This is a genomic window from Micromonospora parathelypteridis (genome assembly GCF_014201145.1).
GTDB classification, from domain to species: domain Bacteria; phylum Actinomycetota; class Actinomycetes; order Mycobacteriales; family Micromonosporaceae; genus Micromonospora; species Micromonospora parathelypteridis.
Genome location: NZ_JACHDP010000001.1, coordinates 2,396,310 through 2,421,751, shown reverse-complemented (window position 1 = coordinate 2,421,751; position 25,442 = coordinate 2,396,310). Strand labels below are relative to the sequence as shown.

Here is a 25,442-nt window from a genome sequence, read left to right as displayed (position 1 = left end):
CGCTGGGCCGGCGGCTCGTCCACTACCCGACCGGCCCTGCGTGCGGCTCGGCCGACCGATCGGTTGTCCGAGGGGTCTTCTGCCGGGTCAGTCGCGGTGGTGCCGACCGGTGGAGCGCAGCGACCGGCGGCCGCTCTCCTGCTCCGGCTCATTGTCCGACACCGGCTTGCTCAGACCGGCGACCCAGTCGACGAACTCCTCGTCCTGGCTCGGCAGTGGCGCCGTGGCGGCCGGCGGCTCCTGGCTCTCCTCTTCGGCCCGGGACCGGTTGCGGCGGAACAGACCGCCGAGCCGTCCTCGCCGGGAGGGCTGCTCGGCCACCACCGCGGCGGTCGGCGCGGCAGCCGGCGCGTCGTCGGTGGTCGCCGGGTCGGCGGCGCGGGTGGCGGCATCGGAGGGCACGCCAGCCTGGCCCGGGACGGCTGGTGCCGCTGTCGGGTTCGGATGCCGCGTGGGCGCGACCGGTCCGGCGGAAGCGGCCTGGCCCGGGACGACCGGAGACGCTGTCGCGTGCGGAGGTTCGGCTGGTTTGGCGGGGGCGGCCTGGCCGGGGACGACCAGAGACGATGTCGTGCTCGCAGGATCGGTGGGGGCGGCTGGTTCGGTGGGGGCGGCTGGTTCGGTGGGGGCGGCCGATTCGCTGGCCGCGGTGGGGTCGGCCGACGTCGGCCAGGCGGTGTCCGGCGCCTGCGCCGGCCCGGCCCGGCGGGCGGTGCTGAAGGCGTCCCAGGTGCTGGCCCGGCTCAGGTCCGGCAGCGGCGCCCGGTGCCGAGGCCTCGGCGTCGGCGGCGAGGTCGGCTCAGTCTCATCCGGCCCGGTCGCTGTCTCCGATGTCGCTGGCCCCGGGTCAGAGGCTTGCGGCGGCACCGTCCACGCCGAGGTGACCGGCCAGGCCGGCGCTGTCGGCGTCCACCGATCCGTGTCCGGGTCGCTGCCGGCAGTGATCCCGAACAACCCGGCGGTGGAACCGTCCTCGGTGGCGGGCCGCGCGCTGTCGGTCTCGTCGGCCCTGGTGGCTGCGGATCCACTGGCCGGCTCGGCCGGCGAGACGGCGGGACCGGTGGCAGTGGCGGCCGGGGTGCGCGGTGAGTCGCCGGCCTCCGCCTTGGAGTCGGCTGCGGCGGTCGGGGCGGCGGGTGCACTGGTCGAACCGGTCGCGGCGGTCGGGGTGGTCGACGCGGCTGCTGCCGCTGACGCGGTGGAGTCAGCGGCCGGGATGGCCTCGGTGGGCAGACCGGATCCGGTGTCCTGGCTCTCCGCGCTGCGTACCGGAGTGCCGGTGGCCTTGCCAGCGGCGGTCCGGTCGGCCGGCTTTCCGGGCCGGGGGACCTTCCTGGTCCGACCGGTGGTTGCCTCGGCGGTGGTCTCCGACTCGGATGGCGGTGTGCCGTCCGGCGTGTTGGACGTGGTGGCGGCCGGGCTGGCCTTCGGCTTACGGGTACGGCGCGGCTTGGGCGTCAGCGGAGCGTCGGCCGTGCCGGCGTCGTCTGCTCCCGTGCTGGTCGTGTCTGCGCTGATCGTGTCTGCGCTGGTCGTGTCTGCGCTGGTCGTGTCTGCGCTGGTCGTGTCTGCGCTGGTCGTGCCTGCGCTGGTCGTGCCTGCGCTGGCCGTGCCTGCGCTGGTCGTGCCTGCGCTGGTCGTGTCGGAGGTGGGTGGGCCCGAGCTGGTCGGGGCCGCACTGGCCGGCTCGGTGGTGGGGGTGTCCTTGCTGGTGGTGCGGCCGCCGGTCGGTCGGTCGCCCGTGACCGTCGTCGCGCTGCTCGTCGGCTCGTCTTCTGGGCCGCCTGCCGGAGTGGCGGCGCCGGCGCGTCCGGCCGTGGTGCTGGTCGGGGTGGCCGCGGTCGGGGTGGCCTCGGTCGAGCTGCTGACGTCGGTGGCCGGGGGCGCGGTGTCGGCCGGGGAGGTGACATCGTCCCGGCTCGACCTGCGCGCTGCCAGCGCTGCGGTGGAGAAGTCAGTGGTCGGATCGGTCCGCCAGGCCGGGGGTGCCGCCGGAGCGGCGGGGGTCGGACCGTGCTGGCCGCTCGCGGTGGTCGCCGGCCAGTCCCAGTGCGCCGGGACGGTGCGTACGCCATCGGAGCCGCCTGCGGCACGCGGACCTGAGGCGCTGCCGGCCAGCTCAGCACCGGCCGGCTGCCCGACCGGTGGCTCAGTCTTGGCGAGCTGCGCGTCGGTGCGCTCGATGGTGTCCCGGTCGTTCGCCGAACCTGCGGACGCGGTGCCGGGCAGGACCGGGCTGGAAGGCAGCGGGCGCAGGATGTCGCTGGGCTCGATCGCCTGCGGATCCGTGGCGCGGGCACTCGTCGGCCAGCGCAGCAGCGCCGCGGCGGCCGCGCCGAGCGCGCCGGCGAGGATCGCGATCAGCGAGCCGTAGTAGGGGCTGACCTGGTAGCGGTCCACCGCGTCGCCCGGGCCGGCGGTCAGATAGGCGAACGCCACCAGCACCGGACCGGCGACCCCGGTAGCACCGCTGACCAGTGGAGCCTGGCCCCGCCAGCGAGCCAACCCGGCGGTCGCGGCACCGGCCAACAGTGCCACGGTGGGCAGCAGCAGCAGCGCGAGCTGTTGTGCGGCGGCGTCGTTCAGCCAGTTCGGTTCCAGCACCCCGAGTCGGACGGTGGGCAGTGGGCCGACCGTGCCGAGCGACGGCAGGACGGAGATCAGCGCCAGCAGCCAGACCGCGCCGGCAACAGCCGCCATGTTCCAGCCCAGCTCGGGTCGGAGCAGGACGGCGATCGCGGCGCCCGCCCCGATCACCGCACCGAGTACGGCGCAGATGCCCACCGCCCAGACCGGGTCGACGGAGATCAACTCTGCGGCGCGGGCGGGCTGCATGCAGAGCGGGGCGATGACGGTGGCACCGAGCGCCGCCGCGCCACCGATTGCCAACTGCCGGCCGGTGCTGGCCGCCGGAGCGTCGCGGCGAGCGAGTCGTCCGGTCAGGACGGCGCCGGCGACGGCGGCGTTCGCGGCGAACCAGCCCACCCACACGAGCTGGGCCGGCCACTGGTTGACGGTCGTACCGGTGAAGGCGCCGGTCAGCCGGACGATGCCGAAACCGTACGCGACGCCGAGCTGGCCGGCCCCGGCCAGCACGCTCACCCCGAGCGCCGTGAGCAGCAGTCTGCCCCAGGTCCGAAAGGCCATGACCGGCACGTTACGCACCCGGTACACCCGATCGCCACCGGCGCGCCGCGCGGCGCGTCGGCCCACGCTCGGCGGGTCTACTTGAGTTCGACCAGCCGAGCCAGGTAAGTCGTGTCTCCGACATTGGTGAGCATGTGCACTGCCCCCGGGTCCCGGTAGACCACTCCGCCGGTGGGTTCGTCGGCGTCGATCCGGGTGCCGTCGATGGTCTGTACGACGTTCTTCGCGCCCTCGATGGCCACCACCAGGTAGGGGTGATCATGCCGATGCAGCGGCTGCCGCTCGCCCGGCTCGAGGCGGATGTGCCAGACCCGGACCCGGTCGTTCTCGTACACGATCTCCTGGCCCACCGGCCCGAGTTCGGTCCCGTCGACGATCACGTCGCTCATCGTTCTCCGTCCAGTTGGGGGAGCACCTCGGCCGCGATCAGCTCAAGGTGGTCGAGATCAGCGAAGTCGATCAGGCGCAGGTGGACCCGGGTGGCGCCGATCGCGGCGAACTCGCCGATCCGCTGCGCGAGCTGTGCGGGCGAGCCGACCACCGGGTCCTCCGGCGGCAGCGCGCTCTTCTCGTGCAGGGGTGCGGCACGCCGCTGGGCCTCCGCGTCGGTCCGACCGATGGCCACGACGATCCCGGCGGAGAGCACCAACGGGTCGCGCCCGGACTCCGCCCGACCGCTGCGCTCGCACGCCTCACGCACCCGGTCGAACGCCTCGGCCGTGTCCGCCACGGACTTGAACGGCATGTTGAACTCGTCGGCGTACCGGGCGGCCAGCTCCGGGGTGCGCTTGGGGCCGCGCCCGCCCACGATGATCGGTGGCCCGGGCACCTGCACCGGCTTGGGCAGGGCCGGGGCGTCGACCAGGCGGTAGTGGTCGCCGGTGAAGCTGTAGGTCTCGCCGGACGGGGTCCGCCACAGTCCGGTGATCACTTCGAGCTGCTCGGCCAGCCGGTCGAAGCGCTCGCCGACCGGCGGGAACGGGATGCCGTACGAGATGTGCTCGCGCTCGTACCAGCCGGCGCCGATGCCCAGGTCGACCCGGCCGCCGCTCATCTGGTCGACCTGCGCGACCATCACCGCGAGAGGGCCGGGCAGGCGGAAGGTGGCGGACGTCACCAGGGTGCCGAGCCGGATCCGCTCGGTCTCCCGGGCCAGCGCGGCGAGGGTCAGCCAGGCATCCGTCGGGCCGGGTAGGCCCGGGTCGGCGCCCATCGACTGGTAGTGGTCGGCGCGGAGGAAGCCCTCGTAGCCGCAGGCCTCGACCAGCCGCGCGAAGCGGAGCTGGGTGTCGTAGCTGGCGCCCCGGTTGGGCTCGGTGAAGACCGAAACCCGCATGCTCATCGTCCTTCCGCGCCGGCCGCGGCCGGCTGGTCGCGTTCCATCAACAGCTCGTGGAGGTCGGCGCTGACCCGGGCGACGTCGGCCAGGTGCGCGTTGCGGCCCAGGGTGCGGGGCCGGGGGATGTTGACGTCGACCACCTTGCGGATCCGGCCGGGGCGGGGGCTCAGCACGACCACCCGGTCGGCGAGCAGCACCGCCTCGTCGATCGAGTGGGTGACGAAGACGATGGTCGGCTTGTTCTCCATGTGCACCCGCTGGAGTTCGCCGGAGAGCTCCTCGCGGGTGAGCGCGTCGAGCGCGGAGAACGGCTCGTCCATCAACATCACCCGGGGCTCACCGATCAACGACCGGCACAACGACACCCGCTGCTGCATGCCGCCGGAGAGCTCGTGCGGCAGCCTCTTCTCGAAGCCGGCCAACCCGGCCACGTCGAGCAGTTGCCGGGCCCGCTCGCGGTGCTTGGCGCGGCTCCAGCCGAAGATCTCCACCGGCAGCATGACGTTGTCCAGCACGGTGCGCCAGGGCAGCAGCGCCGGCTTCTGGAACAGCATGGCGATGTCCTGGCGAGGGCGGGCGATCGGCGTACCGGCCACGGTGATCTCGCCGGCGGTCAGCGGGAGCAGCCCGGCGATCAACCGCAGCAGCGTGGACTTGCCGCAGCCGGAGCGGCCGAGCACGGCGACGAACTCGCCCTCGGCGACGTCGAGGTTGATGCCACGCAGCGCCTCGACCCGGCCAGATCGGCCCTCGAAGGTACGCGACACCCCGGCCAGTTGGATCATCTCCGGCGGACCTCCGCTGAGTGGACGGTCAGGAATCCGACAAAGGCTAGCCGGCCTGTCTGCGTATCGCACCGTCCGGGGTGGTCATGAGGTTGTTTCCGTTCCGCAACCCGATACGCCTGGCGTCGCAAAGGTGGGTTTCTCGTACGCTGTGCCCGCGAAGAGTCCCCTCACTACCGTGACGCCCGGCTTTCACCCCTCCTGCCGGCCCGTCAAGACAACCCCCTCCGGTGGCCTGCCGGCCCCGGTCGGAAAGGACATGGTGCACTGATGAGAAGGCTGACCCGTACGGTCGCTACGGCCGCGCTGGCCACCGCCCTCGCCCTTGTCTCCGCCTGCAGCAGCGGGTCGGATTCGGCCGACGACGCCAAGGGGGGTGACGGCAAGGCGCTGGAGAAGGTGACCTACCTCACCTCCTTCGGCCAGTTCGGCCGTGACGCCTACGCCTGGGTGGCGAAGGACAAGGGCTTCTTCAAGGAAGCCGGCTTCGACGTCGAGATCAAGGCCGGTCAGGGCACCGGTGGTGTGATCCAGACCGTCGTCGGCGGCCAGGCCGACTTCGGCCCGGTCGACCTCACCGGCAGTCTGCTCCAGGTCGGCAACGGCCAGGCGAAGGACTTCACCGTGGTGGCCGCGATCCAGCAGCGCACCATGGCTGGCATCGCCACGGTCGAGGGCAAGAACATCGCCTCGCCGAAGGACCTGGAGGGCAAGAAGCTCGCCGACACGCCCGGCTCCGTGGTCCGCAACCTCTTCCCGACGTACGCCCGGCTCGCCGGTGTGGACGCGAGCAAGGTGACCTGGGTCAACGGTGAGGCGCAGGCCCTGATCGGCACGCTCGCCTCGGGCGCGGTGGACGGCATCGGCCAGTTCGTCGTCGGCCAGCCGACCATCGAGTCGGTGGCCAAGAAGAAGGCCGTCATGCTGCCGTACAGCAACGTGATGCAGGACCTCTACGGCAACGTGCTGATCACCTCCTCGAAGATCGCCAAGGAGAAGCCCGAGATGGTGAAGCGGTTCACCGCTGCGCTGCTCAAGGGCCTGGAGTACAGCCTGGCCAACTCCAAGGAGGCCGGCGAGATCCTGAAGAAGAACGTCGACGCCGCCAACGCGGTCGCCGCCGCCGCCGAGCTTGAGCTGATGGCCGCGTACGTCCGTTCCGGCAACACCGGCACCGCGATCGGCACCCTGGACAGCGGTCGGGTCGCCAAGAGCATCGCCATCCTGCAGGGCGCTGGCGCGCTCAAGCAGAACATCACCCCCGAGCAGATCATCGACTTCAGCCTCGCGCCGAAGGCCTGATCGTCCGGTCGTCACCAGGGGGTACGTCCCGCCGATTTCGGTGGGGCGTACCCCCGTCGCTCGTCGGCCCCTCCCCGGGGGCCGTGGGATTTCGAGGAGGACAAGATGACCGACGTCCGGTCGGCGGATCCGGCGGTGGCGGCACCTCCACCTGCGGGTAATGGCCGCGAGTCGGGGCGGGCGGGTCGAGGTGCCGGCCTCCGCGCCGGGGCCGGGGCGGCGCTGCTGCCCGCGGCCGGCCTCCTGGTCGCCTTGGCGGCGTGGTGGCTGATCGCTCGGCTGGAGCTGGTCCACCCCGCCGCCCTGCCACCGCCCGGCGACGTGCTCGCCGCGTTCGTCGACAAGCCCGCCCAGATGTTGGAACACACCTGGGACACCCTGCTGGAGATTCTGACCGGCTTCGCCCTCTCGGCGGCCGCCGGTGTCCTGATCGGACTCTCCCTGGCCAGCTCCCGTACGGTCGAGCGGATGTTCACCCCGCTGCTGGTCGCGGTGAACGCAGTGCCGAAGATCACGTTGGGCCCGCTGCTGGTGGTGGCGCTCGGCTGGGGTCAGAAGCCGATCCTGACCATGGTGTTCCTTCTTTGCTTCTTCCCGATCGTGCTCTCCACCGCGACCGGGCTGACCACCACGCCGGCGGACCTGGCGGAGTTGGTGCGCTCCTGGAACGCCTCCCGCTGGCAGGCGTTCCGCAAGGTGCGCTTCCCGGCGGCGCTGCCGCAGATCTTCGTCGGGCTCAAGGTGGCCATGCCACTGGCCGCGATCGGCGCGGTGATCGGCGAGTTCCAGGCCGGCGAGAGTGGCCTTGGCTACCTGATCCTGCAGTACGCCGGCGTGGGCGACACCGCCACCGCGTGGGCGGCGATCATGCTGGTGGCGCTGGTGAGCATCCTGCTCTACTCGGCGCTCCTGCTGATCGAGCGAATCGCGCTGCCCTGGGTAAAAGAAACCACCAGCAGCCGCTAACCCAACAAGAGCAAGATCAAAGATCAGCGCCAAGACACCGATCAAGATCAACACTAAGAAACGCGAAGGGCCGGCCTCCCACTCAGGAGGCCGGCCCGTTTCGTCGACGCTGCTGGCACAAAGGGTGTGGCCGACCGTGCCCGGCGGAGGGATCAAGCCTGACCGCCCGGAGCCGGGCACGGTCGGCCACACCCCACCCGGCACCCCGACGAACCCGCCGGACCAGCGAGCTACACGAGGCCCAGAAGCGTTTACCCCGCCAACCGCCAGCGACCATTACGGGCGACCAGCGTGGTGAGCGCCTGCGGCATCAGCCCGCTGTGGTTGTCGGGCGTCATCCGGATCGGGCCGGACAGGCCGTCCATCTGGGACGTCTCCAGCACGTCCCGAATGCCGTTGCGGTTGACCTTCCCGACCTCGCCACCGGCGCGAAGTTCCGCGTCGGCGATCAGCTGGACGGCGTCCGCGGCGAAGGACGAGGACCCGTTGTACCCGCCGAAGCGCGCGGTGTAGTCCTGGAACCACTGCCGCCGCGCCGCCTTGGCCGGTGTGGTCGCGATCACGTCGTCGATCACCATCGTCTGGGTGAAGATCAGCGTGGCCCGCTCGGTCGCCTTGGCCGCCGCGCCCAGGAACAGGTCACCGGCCGCACCCGCGTCGAAGTAGAGCGACCCCCGGAAGGTGGTCTGCTGGGCGCTGGTGGCGGCCAGTGTCGCCTGCTCGGGAGGGGTCCAGAAGACCAGCGCGTCGGGCTTGCCCGCCGCGAGCTGCTGGATCTGCTGGCTGACGTCGGTGTCGGTGGTCTTGACCTTCTGCTCGCGGAGCGTGATGCGGAGCTTGTCCAGCTCGCTCCTGAGCGCGGTTGCGCCCTCCCGGCCGTAGTCGTCGTCGCTGACGAGCATCCCCACCTTGCGGATGTTGTTGCGGCGCAGTTCGGTGGTCAGTGCGGCAGCGCTGTCCGGGGCGTTGGCGCCCAGCTTGAACACGTAGCGCCGTTGGGCGACCGGGCCGGCGATCGCGCCGGAACTGGCGAGCGCAATGGTGGGAATCCGCTTCTCGTTGATGGTTCCGACAGCACCGACCGCGCATTCGTTGCAACCACCCATGATGATGGCGCTGACGCGTGAATCGCTGCTGAAGTCGACGATGTTGCGAAGTGACTCGGCCGAGTCGGAACGGTTGTCCTTCACCTTCAGCTTGATCTCCCGGCCGTTCAGTGCGCCCGAGGAGTTCAACTGCTCGACCTTGAGTTCGAGGGCCCGCTGGTATGTCCGCCCAACCGGGGCGGCGGCGCCGGAAAGTTCGAGGTCGGCGGCGATCCAGATCGGACTCGTGTCCTGCTCCGCCCCGCCAAACTGGCAGCCGGTGAGCGTGGTGGCCACTACGGCCGATGCGAGCGCCGCGATGGTCGCGGAGCGGATGGGGCTCAACTCAGTCCTCCAGGTGCGGGCGCGGGCGCTGCCCGGTCACCGCCGCTAATCCGTCCTCAGTGGAAGACGGGATCTCCTCTGCCGTACGGTGTGCGCGAAGCCTGCAAAACCTTGCCAATGGCCGGCGCTGTGGTCAAGCGCGGACCCCGGCAGCACTTTCGGGACGGCCATCCCACATGCTGGGGTAACGCAATGTTTGCAAAAGCTCACTTTGCACACACGCGTGACCACTCAGGAGTTACATGCCCTGTTCAGGGGCTTGCGGAAATGAAGGTATCAGTTGCCCGGATCACGGGATGCGCTCCGTCCGACCGTTTCCTACCTCACTGCGGCTTCCCAAACAGGGTCTTCTCTGATGAAATCGCGGCCGTGCCGCGCGTGGTCCCCTCCGCTTACGGCATGGCTCGGCGGCTCAGGCGGGGAAGAAACGACGGAGGCGATGTCGTGAGCACCGGACCGACGACCCTGCCCGCGCTCGGCGACAGCGGTCGGCGTACGCGCCGACGGATGCCGCGACTGCGGGACGCCCGGATCCGGTCCAAACTGGCGTTGATTCTTGTCGTCCCGGTGGCGGCGGTGATCGCGCTGGCCACGGTCCGCCTGATCTCCGTTGGCGAGGGTGCCTTCGACGCTACCCGGGCCCGGTCACTGACGGCTCTCTCCATCGACGTCAGCGCTCTCACCCAGGACCTCCAGGCCGAGCGGATGGCGGCAGCCGCCTACCTGGCCACTCCGCAGCAGCCGGCCGACGCGTACAACCTGCGGGTCCGTGAGACGCAGCGGCAGGTGGACGAGTACCGCGCCGAGCGGGGCCGGATCGGCGAGGTGCCGACGGCCCTGCGGGACCGCCTGGCCGCCATCGACAGCCACCTGTCCACTCTGGACAGCACCCGCCAAGAGGTGTTGGACCGCCGGCAGATGGCGGTCGCCGAGGCGGTGCTCCGCTACGGGGTCATCCTCACCGACCTGGTCTCCTACGGTGACGGCCTGGCCCAGCTGCCCGGCGACGAGAGCCTGTCGGACAGCCGCCGCGCGGTCTCCGCCTTCGCGCGCGCCAAGGCGTCGGTCGCCGAGGAGGAAGCGGTCGCCTTCACCGCCCTGTCGGCGGGCCAGCTCGACCCGGAACAGTTCTCCTCCTTCGTGGCCACTCTGACCAGCCAGCAGGAGGCCCTGGTCGCCTTCTCCCTGGCCGCCGACCCGGTGCAGCGAGCCCTGGTCGACAGCACCGTCTCCGGTGACGCGGTCGGCCTCGCCGACCGGGTGGCCACCGACATCACCCGCTCGGTCGGGCAGCGCCCGCTGGTCACCGCGCAGGACGCCACCGCCGCCATCGGCGCCGTGAACGACCTGATGCGTTGGGCCGAGATCCAACTGCAGGACCGGCTGTTCCAGCAGGCCGACCAGGCGCGCGCGGATGTCATCCGGCAGGCCGTGATCGAGTCGATCCTGGTTCTGCTGACGCTGATCATCGCCGTGTCGTTGGCCGTGGTGCTGGCCCGTTCGCTCAACCACTCGTTGCGCCGACTGCGTGAGGGTGCGCTCTCGGTGGCCAACCACGACCTGCCCGACGCGGTGCAGCGGCTGCAGAACATGGGCAGCGTCGGCGACGGCGGGGTGGACGAGATCGTCCGCCAGGTCCGGGACCCGATCCAGCTGAACAGCCGCGACGAGGTCGGTCAGGTCGCGTTGGCCTTCAACGTCGTCCACCGGGAGGCGGTGCGGGTCGCAGCCGAGCAGGCCGCGCTTCGTACCAGCGTCTCGGCGATGTTCCTCAACCTGGCACGTCGTAGTCAGACCCTGGTCGACCGGATGATCGGCGAGCTGGACGCGATCGAGCGTGGCGAAGAGGACCCGAAGCGGCTCGCGCAGCTCTTCGAGCTCGACCACCTGGCCACCCGAATGCGCCGCAACGACGAGAACCTGCTGGTCCTGGCCGGCGCCGACTCGGCCGTGCCGCGCCGCGACGACGCGCTGGTGGTCGACGTGCTGCGCGCCGCCCAGTCCGAGGTCGAGCTGTACAACCGCATCGAGTTCGGGACGGTGGACACCGACATCTCGGTGGCCGCGAACGCGGTCAACGACGTGGTACGCCTCGTCGCCGAGCTGCTCGACAACGCGACCCGGTTCTCACCGCCGAACACCACGGTGGTCGCCGACGGTCGCCGGATCCGCGACTACGTCCTGATCCAGATCGAGGACCGCGGGCTCGGCCTCACCGACGAGCAGCTCGACTCGCTCAACCGCCGGTTGGCCGCCCCGCCGAGCGTCGACGTCGCCGCGTTCCGGCTGATGGGTCTGGCCGTGGTGAGCCGGCTCGCCTCCCGCTACGGCATCCGGGTGGAGCTGCGCCGCAACGTCGAGGGCGGCACCGTCGCCCAGGTGACGTTGCCCGCCGCCACCGTGGTGCTGCCCACGAACCGGGGCCGCGAGCAGGTGCTCAGCCGGCCGCGTCAGCCGATGGCCGTGGAGCAGAACCCGCTCACTCCGGTCGGTCACACCGAGCAGTTCGCCGGCGCCGCGACGTCGGCGGCCACCCTGCCCGACCAGTGGCGGACCAACGCGCCGGCTCCCGCACAGTGGCAGTCCCCGCTGGACTCCCGGGACACCACCCCGGCCGTCCAGGCGGGTGGCTACACCGGCACGCGTTCGACGGTGCCGCCCGTGCCGGCACCGGCCGCCCCGGCGCCTGTTGCCCCACTTCCGCCGGCGCGGCCCGCGTACAGCAATGGCGCGGTCGCCTCGACCGGCAGCCCGACCGTGGCCTACCCGACCATCGATTCGCTGCCCCGGCGCGGTTCGACCACGGATGCCACGGACGGGCGCAGCGCCCCGGGTCTGCCGGTCGGGCCGGTCGCCGGCCCTGGCGCGGTGGCACCGCCTGCCGCGCCGTCGGTGCCCGCCGCGCCGGTCAGCAGCCGGCCCGAATTCCCCGCCGAGGCACCGATCTTCCGGGAGATGGAGGCGGTCTGGTTCCGGTCGCACGGCGACGACGCCACCGCGATCTTCACCCGGCCCAAGTTCGACGAGCCGCCGCCCGCCGCCGCTCCGGCCGATGCCGGGCTGCGCACGGGCAACGGCGGTCAGCCGAGTGCCGCGTCCGTGCCGGCTGCCGCGCCGGCCCGACCGCCACTGCCGACCCGTACTCCCGGCAGCGCCAACACCGACGGCATCACCCCGTCGGCCACCGGGGGACGCGGCAGCGCGCCCGCCGGTGGGCTCGGCACGCCACCGTCGTACTCCCCGCCGCCGGCCGCCCGGACGGCGCCGGCGGCCCCCACGACGCCGGCCGCCCCCGCCGCGGACCCGCACGCCTGGCGGACGGCCGCCGACGAGGGCTGGTCGCGGGCCAGTCGAGCCGCCGAGCCGGCCCCCGCCGGGACCACCCGCTCCGGGTTGCCCAAGCGGGTGCCGCAGCAGCAGCTCGTACCGGGCGGCATCGAACCGAAGAGCGGCCGGGACCGCAGCCGGCGGACCCCCGATGAAGTACGCGGTCTGTTGTCGGCCTACCACCGTGGTGTGCAGCGTGGTAGGACGGCCGGAACGGACCTGAACAGCACCTCGACCAAGGAGAGCCGATGAACAGGCCAGCTGCCATGCAGGACATGGGTTGGCTGCTCACCAACTTCGCCGACAGCGTGGCGGGCATCGCCCACGTGGTGGCGGTGTCCGCCGACGGGCTGCTGCTCGCGTCCTCCCGGGATCTGCCGGGGGACCGGGCTGACCAGCTCGCCGCGATCACCTCCGGCGTGGTGAGCCTGACCGAGGGCGCAGCCCGGATGTTCAGCGCGGGCGGGGTGTTGCAGACAGTCATCGAGATGGACAGCGGGTATCTCTTCCTGATGTCGATCAGCGACGGCTCGTCGATGGCCGTGCTGGCCGCGCGAAGCTGCGACGTGGGCCAGGTGGGCTACGAGATGGCGCTGCTGGTCGAGCGGGTGGGTGCCGCGCTGGTGCCGCTGCCGCGGGACGCGGTGCGCTCGTAGCACGGTAGGACGGCGCTCGAACCGCGCGTCGAAGCAGGGACGGGAGGCCGCACGGGCCGGCTCCACAAGGGACGAGGAGGTGACTGGGGATGGACCAACGACGCGCTGACCCGCGCGGCGCACTGGTACGTCCGTACGCGGTCACCCGTGGTCGTACCGAACCTCGGCAGGACATCGCCCTGGAAGCCGTCCTCACCGCGTCTCCCACCCAGGTCGCCGAGTCCCGCTTCGCGGGGCATGACAAGCACCGCATCGCCACGGTCTGCGAGGGCCGAGCACAGTCGCTGGCGGAGATCGCCGCGTACACCCGGATGCCGCTGGGCGTCGCCCGGGTGTTGGTCGCCGACATGGTGGCCGAGAGCCTGCTGACGTTACACACTGCTGCTCCCGCCGAGGGGTTCGAGGAGCGGATGGAACTGCTTGGAAGGGTGCTAAGTGGACTTCGCAGGCTATGACCCCGCTGGGGGGCGGCCGGGCCGGGGAATCGTCTCCGCGAAGATCGTCGTCGCGGGCGGCTTCGGCGTCGGTAAGACGACACTGGTCGGGGCGATCTCCGAGATCACACCGCTGACCACCGAGGCGTTGATGACCGCGGCGGGTGTCGGCATCGACGACCCGTCCAAGGTGCCGGGCAAGGAGACCACCACGGTCGCCATGGACTTCGGCCGCATCACCATGGCTCAGGATCTGATCCTGTACCTCTTCGGTACACCTGGTCAGACCCGGTTCTGGTTCATGTGGGACGAGATCATCCGAGGTGCTGTCGGTGCCGCCGTCCTGGTGGACACCCGCCGGATCACCGACGCGTTCGCCCCGCTGGACTACTTCGAGAACCGCAACCTGCCGTACGTGGTGGCGCTGAACCGGTTCGACGGCGCTCCCCAGTACGAGCTGGAGGAGGTCCGCGAGGCGCTGGCCATCTCGCCGCAGGTGCCGCTGGTGATGACGGACGCCCGGCACCGGGATTCGGTCAAGCAGGTGCTGGTGACGGTCGTCGAGCACGCCATGCTCCGGCTGCAGGCCGAGCACGGGCGGGGCTTCCCCACACCGGTCGGCTGAACCGTCGCGTCACGGCCGGCACACACACCGGCCGTGACGCGTCAGTCGATCTGGAGCCGGTAGCCGCGCTTCACGACGGTCTGCACCACGCGGGGCGCGCGCAGGCCGGCCCGGAGACGGGCCACCGCCATCTCCACCGCGTGCTCGTCCGCGCCCCGAGGCAGCGTCCGTAGCAGCGCCGTGCGGGACAGTACCCGGCCGGGGGACTGGGCCAGCGCCCGCAACACCGCCATCGGGGCGGGAGCGAGTGGCCGCAACTCGCCGTCGATCACGGCGGCGTGCCCGCGCAGCGTGAGCAGGTGCCCGCCGGCCTTGAACGTCACGGTCCTGCGGGGCAACTCGTCGACGATGGTCCGCACCAGCGCCCCCAACCGGGCCCGACCCGGGGCGCTCACCGGCACACCGTGCCGCAGCAGCGGCTCGGCGGTCACCGCGCCGACGCAACTGGCCAGTACGTCGCCACGGAACGCGGACACCACCGCGTCGGTCCGGTCCCCGGCCGCCCGTAACAGTGCCTCGGCCGCCGGCGCCGAGGTGAAGGTCACCGCGTCCACCAACCGGCCGGCGATCAGGTCGATCAACCGGTGCAGCGGTGCCGGGTCGGTTGGTGCGGCCCAGCGGTAGACCGGCACCTCGATCACCGTGGCGCCGGCCGCCTCCAGCGCGAGCGTGCACTCGGGCTGCCGCTCACCGTGCAGTTGCATGGCGATCACCTGCCCGGCCACGCCGCGCCGGCGCAGGTGGTTGACCACCTCGTCGCAGCTTTCCGAGGTCGGCGACCACTGGTCGTGCAGCCCGGCCGCCCGGATCGCGCCGCGCGCCTTCGGGCCGCGGGCCACCACGTACGAGCTGGCCAGCACCGAGCGCAGCGGCTCGGCCAGCCCCCAACCCTCGGCCGCCTCCAACCACCCGCGCATGCCGATGCCGGTGTTGGCCATCAGGATGTCCGGCGGCTGTTCCAGGCAGGCGCGGGTCGCCTCGCGCAGCTCGGTGTCGTCGGACAACGGCACGATCCGCAACGCCGGGGCGAGCACCACGCGGGCGCCCCGGCGTTCGAGCAGCGCGGCCAAGTCGTCGCGCCGCCGGTCGGCGGTCACCCCGATGGTGAAGCCCGCCAGTTCTTCGCGCATCAACCCTCCTGTCGTAACCGCACCTCGACCAGCCCGTCGCGGCAACGTGCGTCGTGCCGGGTCACGGCCACCCCGGGCAGGTCGAGGCAGTGCCCGCTGCGCAGGTCGTACATCTGCTTGTGCAGCGGCGAGGCGACCGTCGGTCGGTCGTGGTCGGGCCGGTCGAGAACCGCCGGCTGGCACCGGCTGGCCGCGTTCCTGGTCGAAGGTGATCGACGGGTCGGGCACGTCGGGAGCGTTGACGAAGGAGGTGTAGCGCGCCCGTGGCCGGGTCGTCCTCGCGAAGCGCCAGCCCGCGCCGGAGCGGGCAGTACGGACAGCGCGTCGCCACTTCTCGGGGCACCCGCCCCGGTCCAGTGGCCGACCACGCACCGTCTGTCATGTCGGGAAAGCGTGCCGCCGGGCAGTTTCCAGTCCGGGTCCCTTCTGTTTCGGTCCTGTCAAGTGGGGCTCACACCGCAAGGGGGCTCGGCGGCGAACGGACGGTCGACGGCGGTCGCCTCGGACAGACGGTGGTCCCTGGCGGCCAGGGCACCGCCCGGCGGCGACGGTGCGGCCGGAGAGGGGCCGCCCTCGTGAGTGCTCGCTCGTGGAGATCTTGGACAGTTTCCGTTCTCGCGTAACGGAAACTGTCCAAGATCTGGACATCCGAAGGCCGCTGCGCGATGGGCCGATCCAGGACGCATCCCGCGCAGCCGGGACCGCGTTGGACCGGCGGCATGGGCCGGCTTCGCCGACCTGTCGAAGCCGATCGGTCCCGTCGGCTAACCAGCGCAGCAAGAACTGCCCCCGGCTCCTCGAACCAAGGAGAGCGCCGGGGGCCTCTCGCCGTTCGTCGCCGCCAGCCCAGGTCGTTCGCAACAGCGCCCTTCAACATGAAGTGCTTATAATGTGGGAAAGTCGTCCTACAAAATGGGAGTCTCCGATGAGGGTCGCGGACGCCTTCGACGCGGTGGCCGGCACCTACGACGAGTCCCGCCGGCGGCTGGTGCCCTGCTTCGACGGCTTCTACGGCGCCGCCGTCGAGGTGGCGGCGCCGCCACTGCGCGCTGCGCTGGCCGCCGGTCGTACCCCCGAGGTGTTGGACCTGGGCGCGGGCACCGGCCTGCTGTCGCTGCTGCTCGCCGCGGCGGTGCCCGGAGTTCGGCTGACCCTGGTGGACGCCGCGCCGGCGATGCTCGCCCGCGCCACCGACGAGCTACGCGCCCGGTCCGTCCCGCACCGGACGGTCCAGGCGGACCTGGCCGACCCGCTGCCGGCCGGCCGGTACGACGCGGTGGTCAGCGCGCTGGCCATTCATCACCTGGACGACGCCGGTAAGCGCGCGCTCTACCGGCGGGCCGCCGCCGCGCTGGTGCCCGGCGGTGTGTTCGTCAACGCTGAGCAGGTGGCCGGCCCCACCCCGGCGCTCGATCGGCGCTACGACGAGGTGTGGACGGCACGGATCACCGAGTTGGGATCGTCGCCCGAGGAGATCGCCGCCGCCCGGGAGCGGATGCGGCACGACCGGCCAGCGACCGTGGCCGACCAGTGCCGGTGGCTCGCCGAGGCGGGCCTGGTCGACGTCGACTGTTACTTCAAGGAGTGGCGCTTCGCGGTGTTCGGCGGTCGGGCCTGACTCCCGTCGTCCATGCTCAGGGACTGGGGGTGACGCCGGGTACGAGGAGGACGACATGGCGGGACCGCTCGATGGCACGGTGGCGCTCGTGACCGGGGCCAGCAGCGGCATCGGCGCGGCGACCGCCCGCAGCCTCGCGGCCGACGGCGCGACGGTCGCGGTGCTGGCCCGCCGCCGGGCCAAGCTCGACGAGCTGGCGGAGAGCGTGCGGGCCGGCGGCGGTGTGGCGCTGGCGGTCGAGGCGGACATCACCGACCCGTCGCAGGCGCTGGCGGCCGTGGACCGGGTGGTGGTCGAGTTCGGCCGGCTCGACACGGTGGTGAACAACGCGGGGCTCATGCTCGTCGGCCCGGTCGCCGAGGCCCCGATCGAGGAGTGGGACCGGATGCTCGCGGTCAACGTGCAGGGCATGCTCCATGTCACCCGTGCCGCGCTCCCGCACCTGCTCGCCGCCGCCGAGACCGCTCCCCGCCGAGTGGCGGACCTGGTCAACATCAGCTCCACCGCAGGCCGGGTGGCCCGGCCCGGGACGGCCGTCTACAACCTCACGAAGTTCGGCGTCAACGCGTTCTCCGAGGCACTGCGGCAGGAGGTCGGTCCGAAGCGGGTACGGGTCAGCGTGATCGAGCCGGGGACGGTCGACACCGAGTTGGCCTCGCACGTGCGCGACGGCATCCGGGAGGCGATCGTCCGGCAGACCGAGGGGTTGGAGCTGCTGGAGCCCGAGGACATCGCCGACGCGGTCTCGTACATCGTGACGCGGGACCGACGAGTGGCAGTCAACGAGATCCTGGTGCGGGCCGCCGAACAGACCTGGTGAGTTCACGGAATGTCGTAAAGGTCACCGGAGTGCGTTTTGCCGCCTGTGGTGCCGGCACGCTGAACGAGGATGACTGGTGGTCATACCGCTGGGTAGTCTCATCCGCATGACTGCCAAGGTGACTCTGTCGTTCACGGACGAGACGATCGAGGAGGCCCGGCGGTTCGCCAAGCGCGAAGGACTGTCGCTCTCCGCATGGATGGACCAGGCCGCCCGGGAGAAGGCGCTGCGCGAGGTCTTCACCGCGCACGCCGCCGCCGTGGGCCGTGCCGGTCTGGACCTGGAGTCCGCCGCTCTCGCCGACGCCCGCGAGGTGGGCATGGTCAACGACCTGCTCTCCGGCGGACGACCGCGTGCTGCGTAGGGGAGAGGTCTGGCGCATCGAGGGTGCCCGGGAACGCCTCGGGCTCGTGATCAGCTCAGACGTCTACAACTCCACCGACGTGCCCATCGTGATCGTGGTCGAGGTCGTCGAGGAGTCGCTGCTGCGCGACTCGCCGCTCGCCGTGACGATGGGCCGGTACGTGGTGATGCCCGACCGCATCTCCTCGCCGATGAAGAAGTGGTTCACCGACTGCGTGGACGTCGCCGACACCGACACCATGCTCCGGGTCGGCCGCGCGCTGCGCATCCTCCAGCAGCTCTGACCACAGACCGGGTGGGCGCGCTCACAGCGGCGGGCCGGTGTCCGCGGGCTTGCCTTCATCGCGTTGTGCGTCGCGGTCACCTGGGTCGTCCACCACCGGCCGAGGGCAAATCCGCTGGCCAGCGTGTGAGCTGGGCCACGGTCGGCGCGTCGCCGCGCGGGACCGCACCCCCGTTTTGACCTGCGGACACCGCGCCCGGTATCGTTGCCTGCTGTTGTACGACATCCAGAGGCGTGCCCTATCAGGTACGCTTGGTCGTTCGTGCGCGCTGGTCCGGCCTGCAAGATCTGGTCACCTCGGCGCGCGACCCCAGACCGACGACGAGACAAGGTAGACCTGTGCGTACGTACAGCCCGAAGCCGGGTGAGATCGAGCGTCAGTGGCACGTCATCGACGCCTCTGATGTCGTGCTGGGCCGCCTGGCCACCCACGCCGCCACGTTGCTGCGTGGTAAGCACAAGCCGACTTTCGCGCCGCACGTCGACACGGGCGACTTTGTCGTCATCGTGAACGCGGGCAAGGTTGCGCTGACCGGCAACAAGCGCCAGACCAAGGTCGCTTACCGCCACTCCGGTTACCCGGGTGGTCTGAAGCAGATCGGCTACGACGAGCTGCTGACCAAGCGGCCCGAGCGCGCCATCGAGCTGGCTGTGAAGGGGATGCTCCCGCACAACAAGCTCGGCCGTCAGCTGATCAAGAAGCTGAAGGTCTACGCCGGTGCCGAGCACCCGCACCTCGCGCAGCAGCCGGTGCCGTTCGAGATCAAGCAGATCGCGCAGTGAGCGCGGGCGAAGGAAGCAGCATGACCGACATCACCACCGAGACCGAGGTTGCCCCCGAGGCCACCGAGGCGCCGGCGCCCGTCGCCCGCGCGCCGCGTGGTGACCGCCCGATCCAGACCGTGGGTCGGCGCAAGGAGGCCATCGTCCGGGTCCGTATCGTTCCGGGCACCGGCAAGATCACCTGCAACGGCCGTGACCTCGAGGCCTACTTCCCGAGCAAGGTGCACCAGCAGCTCATCAAGGACCCGCTGGTCACCGCCGAGAAGCCCGAGGCGTTCGACGTCATCGCCAACCTGCGTGGCGGCGGCACCACCGGCCAGGCCGGTGCGCTGCGGCTGGCCATCGCCCGGGCGCTGATCGTCAACGAGCCCGACGACCGCCCGGCCCTGAAGAAGGCCGGCTTCCTCACCCGGGACGCCCGGGTCAAGGAAAGCAAGAAGTACGGCCTCAAGAAGGCCCGTAAGGCTCCCCAGTACTCGAAGCGCTGATCTTCACCAGCGCGTTGTACTTCTGACGGACGGCCGGTTCGCCTCCCCTCGATCGGGGGAGGTGGCCGGCCGTTCCGCTTTCTCCACATCGGCAGTACGCATCGGAGGTTGGCGGGTATGGGTCGGTTGTTCGGCACGGACGGCGTACGCGGGCGGGCAAACGCGGATCTCACCCCTGAGTTGGCACTGGCGCTCGCTGTGGCCGCTGCGCACACACTCGCCGAGACGGACCGCAGCCATCCGCCGCTGGCCGTTGTGGGTCGCGACACCCGGGCCAGCGGCGAGATGCTGGAGGCCGCCGTGGTCGCCGGGCTGACCAGTGCCGGCGCCAACGTGGTGCGGGTCGGCGTGCTGCCCACCCCGGCGGTGGCGTTCCTCACCGCCGAGGCCAAAGCCGACCTTGGCGTGGTGCTCTCCGCGTCGCACAACCCCATGCCGGACAACGGCATCAAGCTCTTCGCCGCCGGCGGGCACAAGTTGCCCGACGAGATCGAAATGCAGATCGAGGCCGCCGTGGAGGCGAACGCCGCCACCGCCTGGGATCGGCCGACCGGCGCCGGCATCGGTCGCGTGCACGACCTGCTCGACGGCGCGGACCACTACGTCCAGCACCTGGTCGGCGCCGTGCCGCACCGGCTGGACGGGATCAAGGTCGTGGTCGACTGCGCCAACGGCGCCGCCGCCGAGGTCGCCCCGGTCGCCTACCGGGAGGCTGGCGCGGAGGTCATCGCGATCAACGCCGAGCCGAACGGGCTGAACATCAACGACGACTGTGGTTCCAACCACATCGAAGGGCTGCGCGAGGCCGTGGTCGAGCACGGCGCGCACCTGGGCATCGCCCACGACGGCGACGCCGACCGCATCGTGGCGGTCAGCGCCGGCGGCGACGAGGTCGACGGCGACCAGGTGATGGCGATCCTCGCGCTGGCCATGCGGGATGCCGGCACGCTCACCCAGGACACGCTTGTCGCGACCGTGATGAGCAACCTCGGCCTGCGGCTGGCCATGTCCGCGCAGGGCATCCGGCTGATCGAGACCAAGGTCGGCGACCGGTACGTCCTGGAGGCTCTGCGCGCCTCCGGGCTGGCGCTCGGCGGCGAGCAGAGCGGCCACATCGTCATGCCCGCGCACGCCACCACCGGCGACGGTGTGCTCACCGGCCTGCACCTGATGGCCCGGATGGCGGCCACCGGAAAGTCCCTCGCCGAGCTGGCCTCGGTCGTCACCAAACTGCCCCAGGTGCTGATCAACGTGCCGGTCGGCGACCGGACCGTCGGCGCCGCCGCACCGGCCGTCCGCGCCGAGGTCGAGCGGGCCGAGGCGGAGCTGGGTGAGACCGGCCGGGTGCTGCTGCGCCCGTCGGGCACCGAGCCGCTGGTCCGGGTGATGGTCGAGGCGGCTACCGAGGCGACGGCTCGCGAGGTCGCCGAGCGGATCGCCGAGCTGGTCCGCACCGCCAGCCCCGCCGCGTCGTAGGTAATCCGAAGGCTGTGGAGCTGACTCGTCTGTGACATCAGCTCCACAGGCTTCGGACGGCGGCCCGCCGGGTCAGCCGATCGGGGCCAGTGCGCGCAGTCGGGTGACCGCCTCGGTCAGCACCTCGGGACGCTTGCAGAAGGCGAACCGGACCAGCCGCCGGCCCGCCTCGGCGTCGTCGTAGAAGACCTGGGTGGGCACCGCCACCACGCCACAGCGCTCCGGCAGCGAGCGGCAGAACTCCACCCCGTCCCGGCCGCCGAGGGCGGTGATGTCGGCGGTGACGAAGTACGTCCCCTCCGAGTCGAGCACCTCGAACCCGGCGTCGGTGAGACCGCCGACGAGCTGGTCGCGCCGCTGCTGGAGACTGTCCCGGAAGCCGGTGTAGTAGTCGTCCGGCAGGGCCAGCGCCACGGCGACCGCCGGCTGCAGTGGCGCGGCGTTGACGAAGGTGAGGAACTGCTTCACCCGCAGCACCGCCGAGACCAGCGCCGCCGGGCCGCTCGCCCAGCCGACCTTCCAACCCGTGCACGAGAACGTCTTGCCCGCCGACGAGATGCGCAGTGTCCGTTCCCGCATCCCGGGCAGCGCGGCCAGCGGCACGTGCGGGCTCGCCGCGTCGGTGAAGACCAGGTGCTCGTACACCTCGTCGGTGACCGCGTACGCGCCGTGCTCTTGGCACAGCTCGGCGATCAACGCCAGCTCAGCCGGGGTGAAGACCTTGCCGGTCGGGTTGTGCGGTGAGTTGAGCAGCACCAACCGGGTGCGCGGGCCGAACGCCGCGCGCAGCGCCGCCGGGTCGAAGGCGTACCGCCCGTCGGCCGCGGGGCGCAGGGTCACCGGCCGCCGGACCGCGCCGGCCAGCGCGATCGAGGCGGCGTACGAGTCGTAGTACGGCTCGAAGCAGACCACCTCGTCACCCGGTTCGCAGAGGGCGAGGATGCTCGCCGCGACCGCCTCCGTCGCGCCCGCGGTGATCACGATCTCACCGTCCGGGTCGTACGCCAGGTCGTGGAACCGCTGCTGATGGGCCGCGACCGCCGCGCGCAGGGCGGGAATTCCCGGCCCGGGCGGGTACTGGTTCTGCCCGCCGCGCAACGCCTCGGCGGCGGCGGCCAGCATCTCCGGTGGGCCGTCGGTGTCGGGGAAGCCCTGGCCGAGGTTGACCGCGCCGGTCCGTGTGGCGAGGGCGGACATCTCGGCGAAGATCGTCGTGCCGAACGGCCGCATCCGGGCCACCAGCGGGTCGACATCGGTGCTCGTCGTCACGGCGTCAGCCTACGGGTGCCCCCGGGGTGAACCCCAGCCTCACTCGACCGAGCAGGTGGTCCGCCAGTATCCCCGCGTCTTGTCGACGATCGGTTTGCCGACGCCGGTGACGGTGAGGGTGCAGTCGAGTGGTCCGTGGTAGTCGATGTCGGGCCAGGTGGCCTCCACCATCACCCTGCTCTGGCCGTTGGTCCGGATGCTGGTGCGCCAGGGCAGCTTCGTGTGGTCGACGTGGATGAGGTCGCTCTCGGCGTCGTAGTACGCGATGTCCGCCTGACCCGACCCGGTGACCTCGTAGACGACAGTCACCGGGGCTGGCCCTGACGTCGGTGCGGTGATCGGTTGTTTGGTGGGGGTGGGTGCCAGGGTGGGCGGCTGCGCGGTGGGTCGCTCGGGGAAGAGCGGCTCGACGGCGGGAGTGGTCCAGTCGTCGTCGGGAAAGACGTACGGGTCCTCGGCGACCGGGTCCGGGCTGTTCCTGTCGAGCAGCAGGCCACCAGCGCAGAGGCAGCCGCAGATGATCAGTACCAGCACCACGAAGACCGCGATGACGATCCCGACGACCCGGCCGCTGTCCGTCACCGGACTGCCGCCGGCCTGCGGGTGCCCGGGGTAGGCGTACGGCGGCGGATAGCCGGGAGGCGGCCATCCGCCGGCTGGCGGCGACCAGCCTGCGTGCGGTGGCTGTGCGGCGGGCGTGGGCCACCCTGCCGGCGGCGATCCGGCGGGTGGCGGGCCCGAGGCGTCGGGCGGGGTCTGCGGCCAGGGGGGTGCCGACGGTTCGGGTGTCCACTGGGCCGCAGGTGGGGACGGCGACCAGGGTGCGGCCGGTGGAGCCGGCGTCCAGGGGGACGGCGACCAGGGTGCGGCCGGTGGAGACGGCGTCCAGGGGGACGGCGGTGCCCACGGCTGACCCGGGGCCAGCGGGTCGGGCGCCGGCAACGCGGCCGAGGAGGGCTGCGCCGTCGGATCCGGCGCTGGTGGGGGCGATGGCCGGTCCGGAGGGGAGGAGGGGGACGGCTCGGGCGGGGGCGCGTCGGACATGGCTGCTCCGGGCTGGAGTGGGTATGGGACGAACGGGCCGTGGGCGGGCGCGCCGAACCCGCCGAGAGACTTTCGTACTCCAAAGGCCCGCCGCAACCCCGTTCGCCGGGGCTGGGCCCTGAGCGAGCCGGGAAGCTCGTCCCGTTGTGGCCCACCAACCACCGATCGCTCAGATTCCGTGATTGATAACCCGACTTTCGAGCACCCATGATGAGTGAAACTGGGTTAGGCTGCGGGCCATGTGTGGAATCGTGGGATACGCGGGCGCGCGCCCCGCACTCGGCATCGTCCTCGACGGGCTGCGGCGGTTGGAATACCGCGGCTACGACTCGGCGGGCGTCGCGATCGTCTGCGACGACCAGCTGCTGACCGAGAAGAAGGCCGGCAAGCTGGCCAACCTGGAGAAGGTGTTGTCCGAGCGGGCCGCCGACGACCCGACCTCCTGCGCGGCCAGCCCGATCGGCATCGGTGACGGCACCACCGGCATCGGGCACACCCGGTGGGCCACCCACGGCGGCCCGACCGACCGCAACGCTCACCCACACGTCGCCGGCGACGGCCGCGTCGCGGTGATCCACAACGGCATCATCGAAAACTTCGCCAAGCTCCGCGCCGAGCTGGAGGCCGACGGCGTCCAGTTCACCAGCGACACCGACACCGAGTGCGCCGCGCACCTGCTCGCCGCCGCGCTGGCCGACCTGCGCGCCGCCGGTCAGCCGGACAGCCCGCAGTTGCTCGCCGCCGGGATGCGCGTGGTCTGCCAGCGGCTGGAGGGCGCCTTCACCCTGCTCGCCGTCGACGCCTCGGTGCCCGGCGCGGTCGTCGGCGCCCGGCGCAACTCGCCACTGGTGGTCGGCCGGGGCGACGGGGAAAACTACCTGGCCAGCGACGTGGCCGCGTTCATCGAGCACACCCGGGAAGCGGTGGAGCTGGGCCAGGACCAGATCGTCCTGATCACCGGTGACAGCATCGAGATCACCGACTTCGACGGCCAGCCCGCCGCCGGCAAGGACTTCCACATCGACTGGGACTCCTCGTCGGCCGAGAAGGGCGGCTACGACTGGTTCATGCTCAAGGAGATCGAGGAGCAGCCGCAGGCCATCGCCGACACGCTGCTCGGCCGGCTCACCGAAACCGGTGAGATCGCCCTCGACGAGGTCCGCCTCAGCGACCAGGATCTGCGCGACGTCGACAAGATCTTCATCGTGGCCTGCGGCACGGCGTACCACTCCGGCATGGTCGCCAAGTACGCCATCGAGCACTGGACCCGGATCCCGTGTGAGGTGGAGCTGGCCAGCGAGTTCCGCTACCGCGACCCCGTCCTCGACCGGTCCACGCTGATCGTGGTGATCTCGCAGTCCGGCGAGACGATGGACACCCTGATGGCGCTGCGCCACGCCAAGGAGCAGAAGGCCCGGGTGCTGGCGATCTGCAACACCAACGGCTCGACCATCCCTCGTGAATCGGACGCCGTGCTCTACACCCACGGCGGTCCGGAGATCGCCGTCGCCTCCACCAAGGCGTTCCTCACCCAGCTCGTCGCCTGCTACCTGATCGGTCTGCACCTGGCCCAGGTGCGCGGCATCAAGTTCGCCGACGAGGTGGGCGCGGTCGTCGCGCAGTTGCAGGAGATGCCGGGCAAGCTGCGTGAGCTGCTGAGCCGGATAGAGCCCGTCCGTGAGCTGGCCCGGGAGCTGAAGTCCGAGCCCACCGTGCTGTTCATCGGCCGGCACGTCGGCTACCCGGTCGCCCTGGAGGGCGCGCTGAAGCTCAAGGAACTGGCGTACATGCACGCCGAGGGCTTCGCCGCCGGTGAGCTGAAGCACGGCCCGATCGCCCTGATCGACAAGGGCACCCCGGTGATCTGCGTGGTGCCCTCGCCGGTTGGCCGGGGCATGCTGCACGACAAGGTCGTCTCCAACATCCAGGAGGTCCGGGCGCGCGGCGCGCGGACCATCGTGATCGCGGAGGAGGGTGACGAGGCCGTCGTCCGGTACGCCGACCACCTGATCTACGTGCCGCGTACGCCGACCCTGCTGGCCCCGCTCGTCACCACGGTGCCGCTGCAGGTGCTCGCCGCCGAGATCGCCGCCGCCCGCGGGCACGACGTGGACCAGCCCCGCAACCTGGCCAAGTCGGTCACCGTCGAGTAAGCCC

General features: G+C 71.5%; 22 protein-coding genes and 1 pseudogene. 14 read left to right on the top strand and 9 right to left on the bottom strand.

Annotation, left to right across the window (positions count from 1 at the left end; all coding sequences use genetic code 11):
* Positions 1-87: 87 nt before the first annotated feature.
* The 4 genes from HNR20_RS10585 to HNR20_RS10570 form a co-directional block, all read right to left on the bottom strand.
* Entirely contained in the window at positions 88-3,147 is a 3,060-nt protein-coding gene (locus HNR20_RS10585) for a hypothetical protein (protein WP_184178669.1), read from the bottom strand.
* Positions 3,148-3,224: 77 nt separating this feature from the next.
* Positions 3,225-3,536: a cupin domain-containing protein gene (locus tag HNR20_RS10580; RefSeq protein WP_184178667.1), complete on the bottom strand. Its 312-nt coding sequence runs from the start codon at positions 3,534-3,536 to the stop codon at positions 3,225-3,227.
* On the bottom strand, positions 3,533-4,483 hold the full coding sequence (locus tag HNR20_RS10575; protein ID WP_184188286.1) for an LLM class F420-dependent oxidoreductase: 951 nt from the start codon (positions 4,481-4,483) through the stop codon (positions 3,533-3,535). The genes HNR20_RS10580 and HNR20_RS10575 overlap by 4 nt, the downstream gene beginning before the upstream one ends.
* A 2-nt stretch (positions 4,484-4,485) precedes the next feature.
* On the bottom strand, positions 4,486-5,271 hold the full coding sequence (locus HNR20_RS10570; protein ID WP_184178665.1) for an ABC transporter ATP-binding protein: 786 nt from the start codon (positions 5,269-5,271) through the stop codon (positions 4,486-4,488).
* A gap of 270 nt (positions 5,272-5,541) precedes the next feature.
* On the opposite strand from HNR20_RS10570, the gene HNR20_RS10565 reads away from it, so the two are divergent.
* On the top strand, positions 5,542-6,573 hold the full coding sequence (locus tag HNR20_RS10565) for an ABC transporter substrate-binding protein (protein WP_184178663.1): 1,032 nt from the start codon (positions 5,542-5,544) through the stop codon (positions 6,571-6,573).
* 105 nt (positions 6,574-6,678) lie between these two features.
* Positions 6,679-7,539, top strand: coding sequence for an ABC transporter permease (locus HNR20_RS10560; RefSeq protein WP_184178661.1), 861 nt, complete (start codon positions 6,679-6,681; stop codon positions 7,537-7,539).
* A gap of 251 nt (positions 7,540-7,790) precedes the next feature.
* Here HNR20_RS10560 and HNR20_RS10555 read toward each other — a convergent pair whose 3' ends face one another.
* Positions 7,791-8,969: an ABC transporter substrate-binding protein gene (locus HNR20_RS10555; RefSeq protein WP_184178659.1), complete on the bottom strand. Its 1,179-nt coding sequence runs from the start codon at positions 8,967-8,969 to the stop codon at positions 7,791-7,793.
* A 444-nt stretch (positions 8,970-9,413) separates the two neighbouring features.
* On the opposite strand from HNR20_RS10555, the gene HNR20_RS10550 reads away from it, so the two are divergent.
* The 4 genes from HNR20_RS10550 (at position 9,414) to HNR20_RS10535 (ending at position 14,011) form a co-directional block, all read left to right on the top strand.
* Positions 9,414-12,548, top strand: coding sequence for a sensor histidine kinase (locus HNR20_RS10550; RefSeq protein WP_184178658.1), 3,135 nt, complete (start codon positions 9,414-9,416; stop codon positions 12,546-12,548).
* Positions 12,545-12,952 carry a roadblock/LC7 domain-containing protein gene (locus HNR20_RS10545; protein WP_007465177.1) on the top strand — a complete coding sequence of 136 codons (408 nt, stop codon included), beginning with the start codon at positions 12,545-12,547 and terminating at the stop codon, positions 12,950-12,952. The genes HNR20_RS10550 and HNR20_RS10545 overlap by 4 nt, the downstream gene beginning before the upstream one ends.
* Before the next feature lie 89 nt (positions 12,953-13,041).
* Positions 13,042-13,407 (top strand): DUF742 domain-containing protein, encoded by a 366-nt coding sequence (locus HNR20_RS10540; RefSeq protein WP_007465174.1) that lies wholly within the window; start codon positions 13,042-13,044, stop codon positions 13,405-13,407.
* Positions 13,388-14,011 (top strand): GTP-binding protein, encoded by a 624-nt coding sequence (locus HNR20_RS10535; protein WP_184178649.1) that lies wholly within the window; start codon positions 13,388-13,390, stop codon positions 14,009-14,011. Before HNR20_RS10540 ends, HNR20_RS10535 begins: the two co-directional genes overlap by 20 nt.
* 41 nt (positions 14,012-14,052) lie before the next feature.
* On the opposite strand, the gene HNR20_RS10530 is transcribed toward HNR20_RS10535, so the two are convergent.
* Both HNR20_RS10530 and HNR20_RS10525 read right to left on the bottom strand, forming a co-directional pair.
* Positions 14,053-15,141 carry a uroporphyrinogen-III synthase gene (locus tag HNR20_RS10530; RefSeq protein WP_184178647.1) on the bottom strand — a complete coding sequence of 363 codons (1,089 nt, stop codon included), beginning with the start codon at positions 15,139-15,141 and terminating at the stop codon, positions 14,053-14,055.
* A pseudogene (locus tag HNR20_RS10525) lies at positions 15,141-15,284 on the bottom strand (nitrite reductase (NAD(P)H) small subunit); the annotation flags it as partial. The pseudogene HNR20_RS10525 and the gene HNR20_RS10530, both read right to left, overlap by 1 nt.
* Before the next feature lie 782 nt (positions 15,285-16,066).
* On the opposite strand from HNR20_RS10525, the gene HNR20_RS10520 reads away from it, so the two are divergent.
* The 7 genes from HNR20_RS10520 to glmM all read left to right on the top strand — a co-directional run bounded on the left by HNR20_RS10520 (position 16,067) and on the right by glmM (position 20,972).
* Positions 16,067-16,759, top strand: a complete 693-nt coding sequence (locus HNR20_RS10520) for a methyltransferase domain-containing protein (RefSeq protein WP_184178645.1) — start codon at positions 16,067-16,069, stop codon at positions 16,757-16,759.
* Positions 16,760-16,814: 55 nt separating this feature from the next.
* Positions 16,815-17,579, top strand: coding sequence for an SDR family NAD(P)-dependent oxidoreductase (locus HNR20_RS10515; RefSeq protein ID WP_184178643.1), 765 nt, complete (start codon positions 16,815-16,817; stop codon positions 17,577-17,579).
* A 106-nt stretch (positions 17,580-17,685) separates the two neighbouring features.
* Positions 17,686-17,943, top strand: coding sequence for a DUF6364 family protein (locus tag HNR20_RS10510; protein WP_088950199.1), 258 nt, complete (start codon positions 17,686-17,688; stop codon positions 17,941-17,943).
* Complete coding sequence (locus HNR20_RS10505) at positions 17,933-18,226, top strand: hypothetical protein (RefSeq protein ID WP_110563057.1); 294 nt, start codon at positions 17,933-17,935, stop codon at positions 18,224-18,226. The genes HNR20_RS10510 and HNR20_RS10505 overlap by 11 nt, the downstream gene beginning before the upstream one ends.
* 338 nt (positions 18,227-18,564) lie before the next feature.
* Positions 18,565-19,008, top strand: coding sequence for a 50S ribosomal protein L13 (rplM, locus tag HNR20_RS10500; protein WP_053653864.1), 444 nt, complete (start codon positions 18,565-18,567; stop codon positions 19,006-19,008).
* A gap of 20 nt (positions 19,009-19,028) precedes the next feature.
* Positions 19,029-19,496 carry a 30S ribosomal protein S9 gene (gene rpsI, locus HNR20_RS10495; protein WP_110563055.1) on the top strand — a complete coding sequence of 156 codons (468 nt, stop codon included), beginning with the start codon at positions 19,029-19,031 and terminating at the stop codon, positions 19,494-19,496.
* A 117-nt stretch (positions 19,497-19,613) separates the two neighbouring features.
* Entirely contained in the window at positions 19,614-20,972 is a 1,359-nt protein-coding gene (gene glmM / locus HNR20_RS10490) for a phosphoglucosamine mutase (protein ID WP_184178641.1), read from the top strand.
* Positions 20,973-21,044: 72 nt separating this feature from the next.
* On the opposite strand, the gene HNR20_RS10485 is transcribed toward glmM, so the two are convergent.
* On the bottom strand, positions 21,045-22,241 hold the full coding sequence (locus HNR20_RS10485) for a pyridoxal phosphate-dependent aminotransferase (protein ID WP_184178639.1): 1,197 nt from the start codon (positions 22,239-22,241) through the stop codon (positions 21,045-21,047).
* A 39-nt stretch (positions 22,242-22,280) separates the two neighbouring features.
* Positions 22,281-22,823, bottom strand: coding sequence for an MmpS family transport accessory protein (locus HNR20_RS32660; RefSeq protein ID WP_184178637.1), 543 nt, complete (start codon positions 22,821-22,823; stop codon positions 22,281-22,283).
* A 701-nt stretch (positions 22,824-23,524) separates the two neighbouring features.
* On the opposite strand from HNR20_RS32660, the gene glmS reads away from it, so the two are divergent.
* Positions 23,525-25,438 carry a glutamine--fructose-6-phosphate transaminase (isomerizing) gene (gene glmS, locus HNR20_RS10475; protein ID WP_184178635.1) on the top strand — a complete coding sequence of 638 codons (1,914 nt, stop codon included), beginning with the start codon at positions 23,525-23,527 and terminating at the stop codon, positions 25,436-25,438.
* The last annotated feature ends 4 nt before the right edge of the window (positions 25,439-25,442 follow it).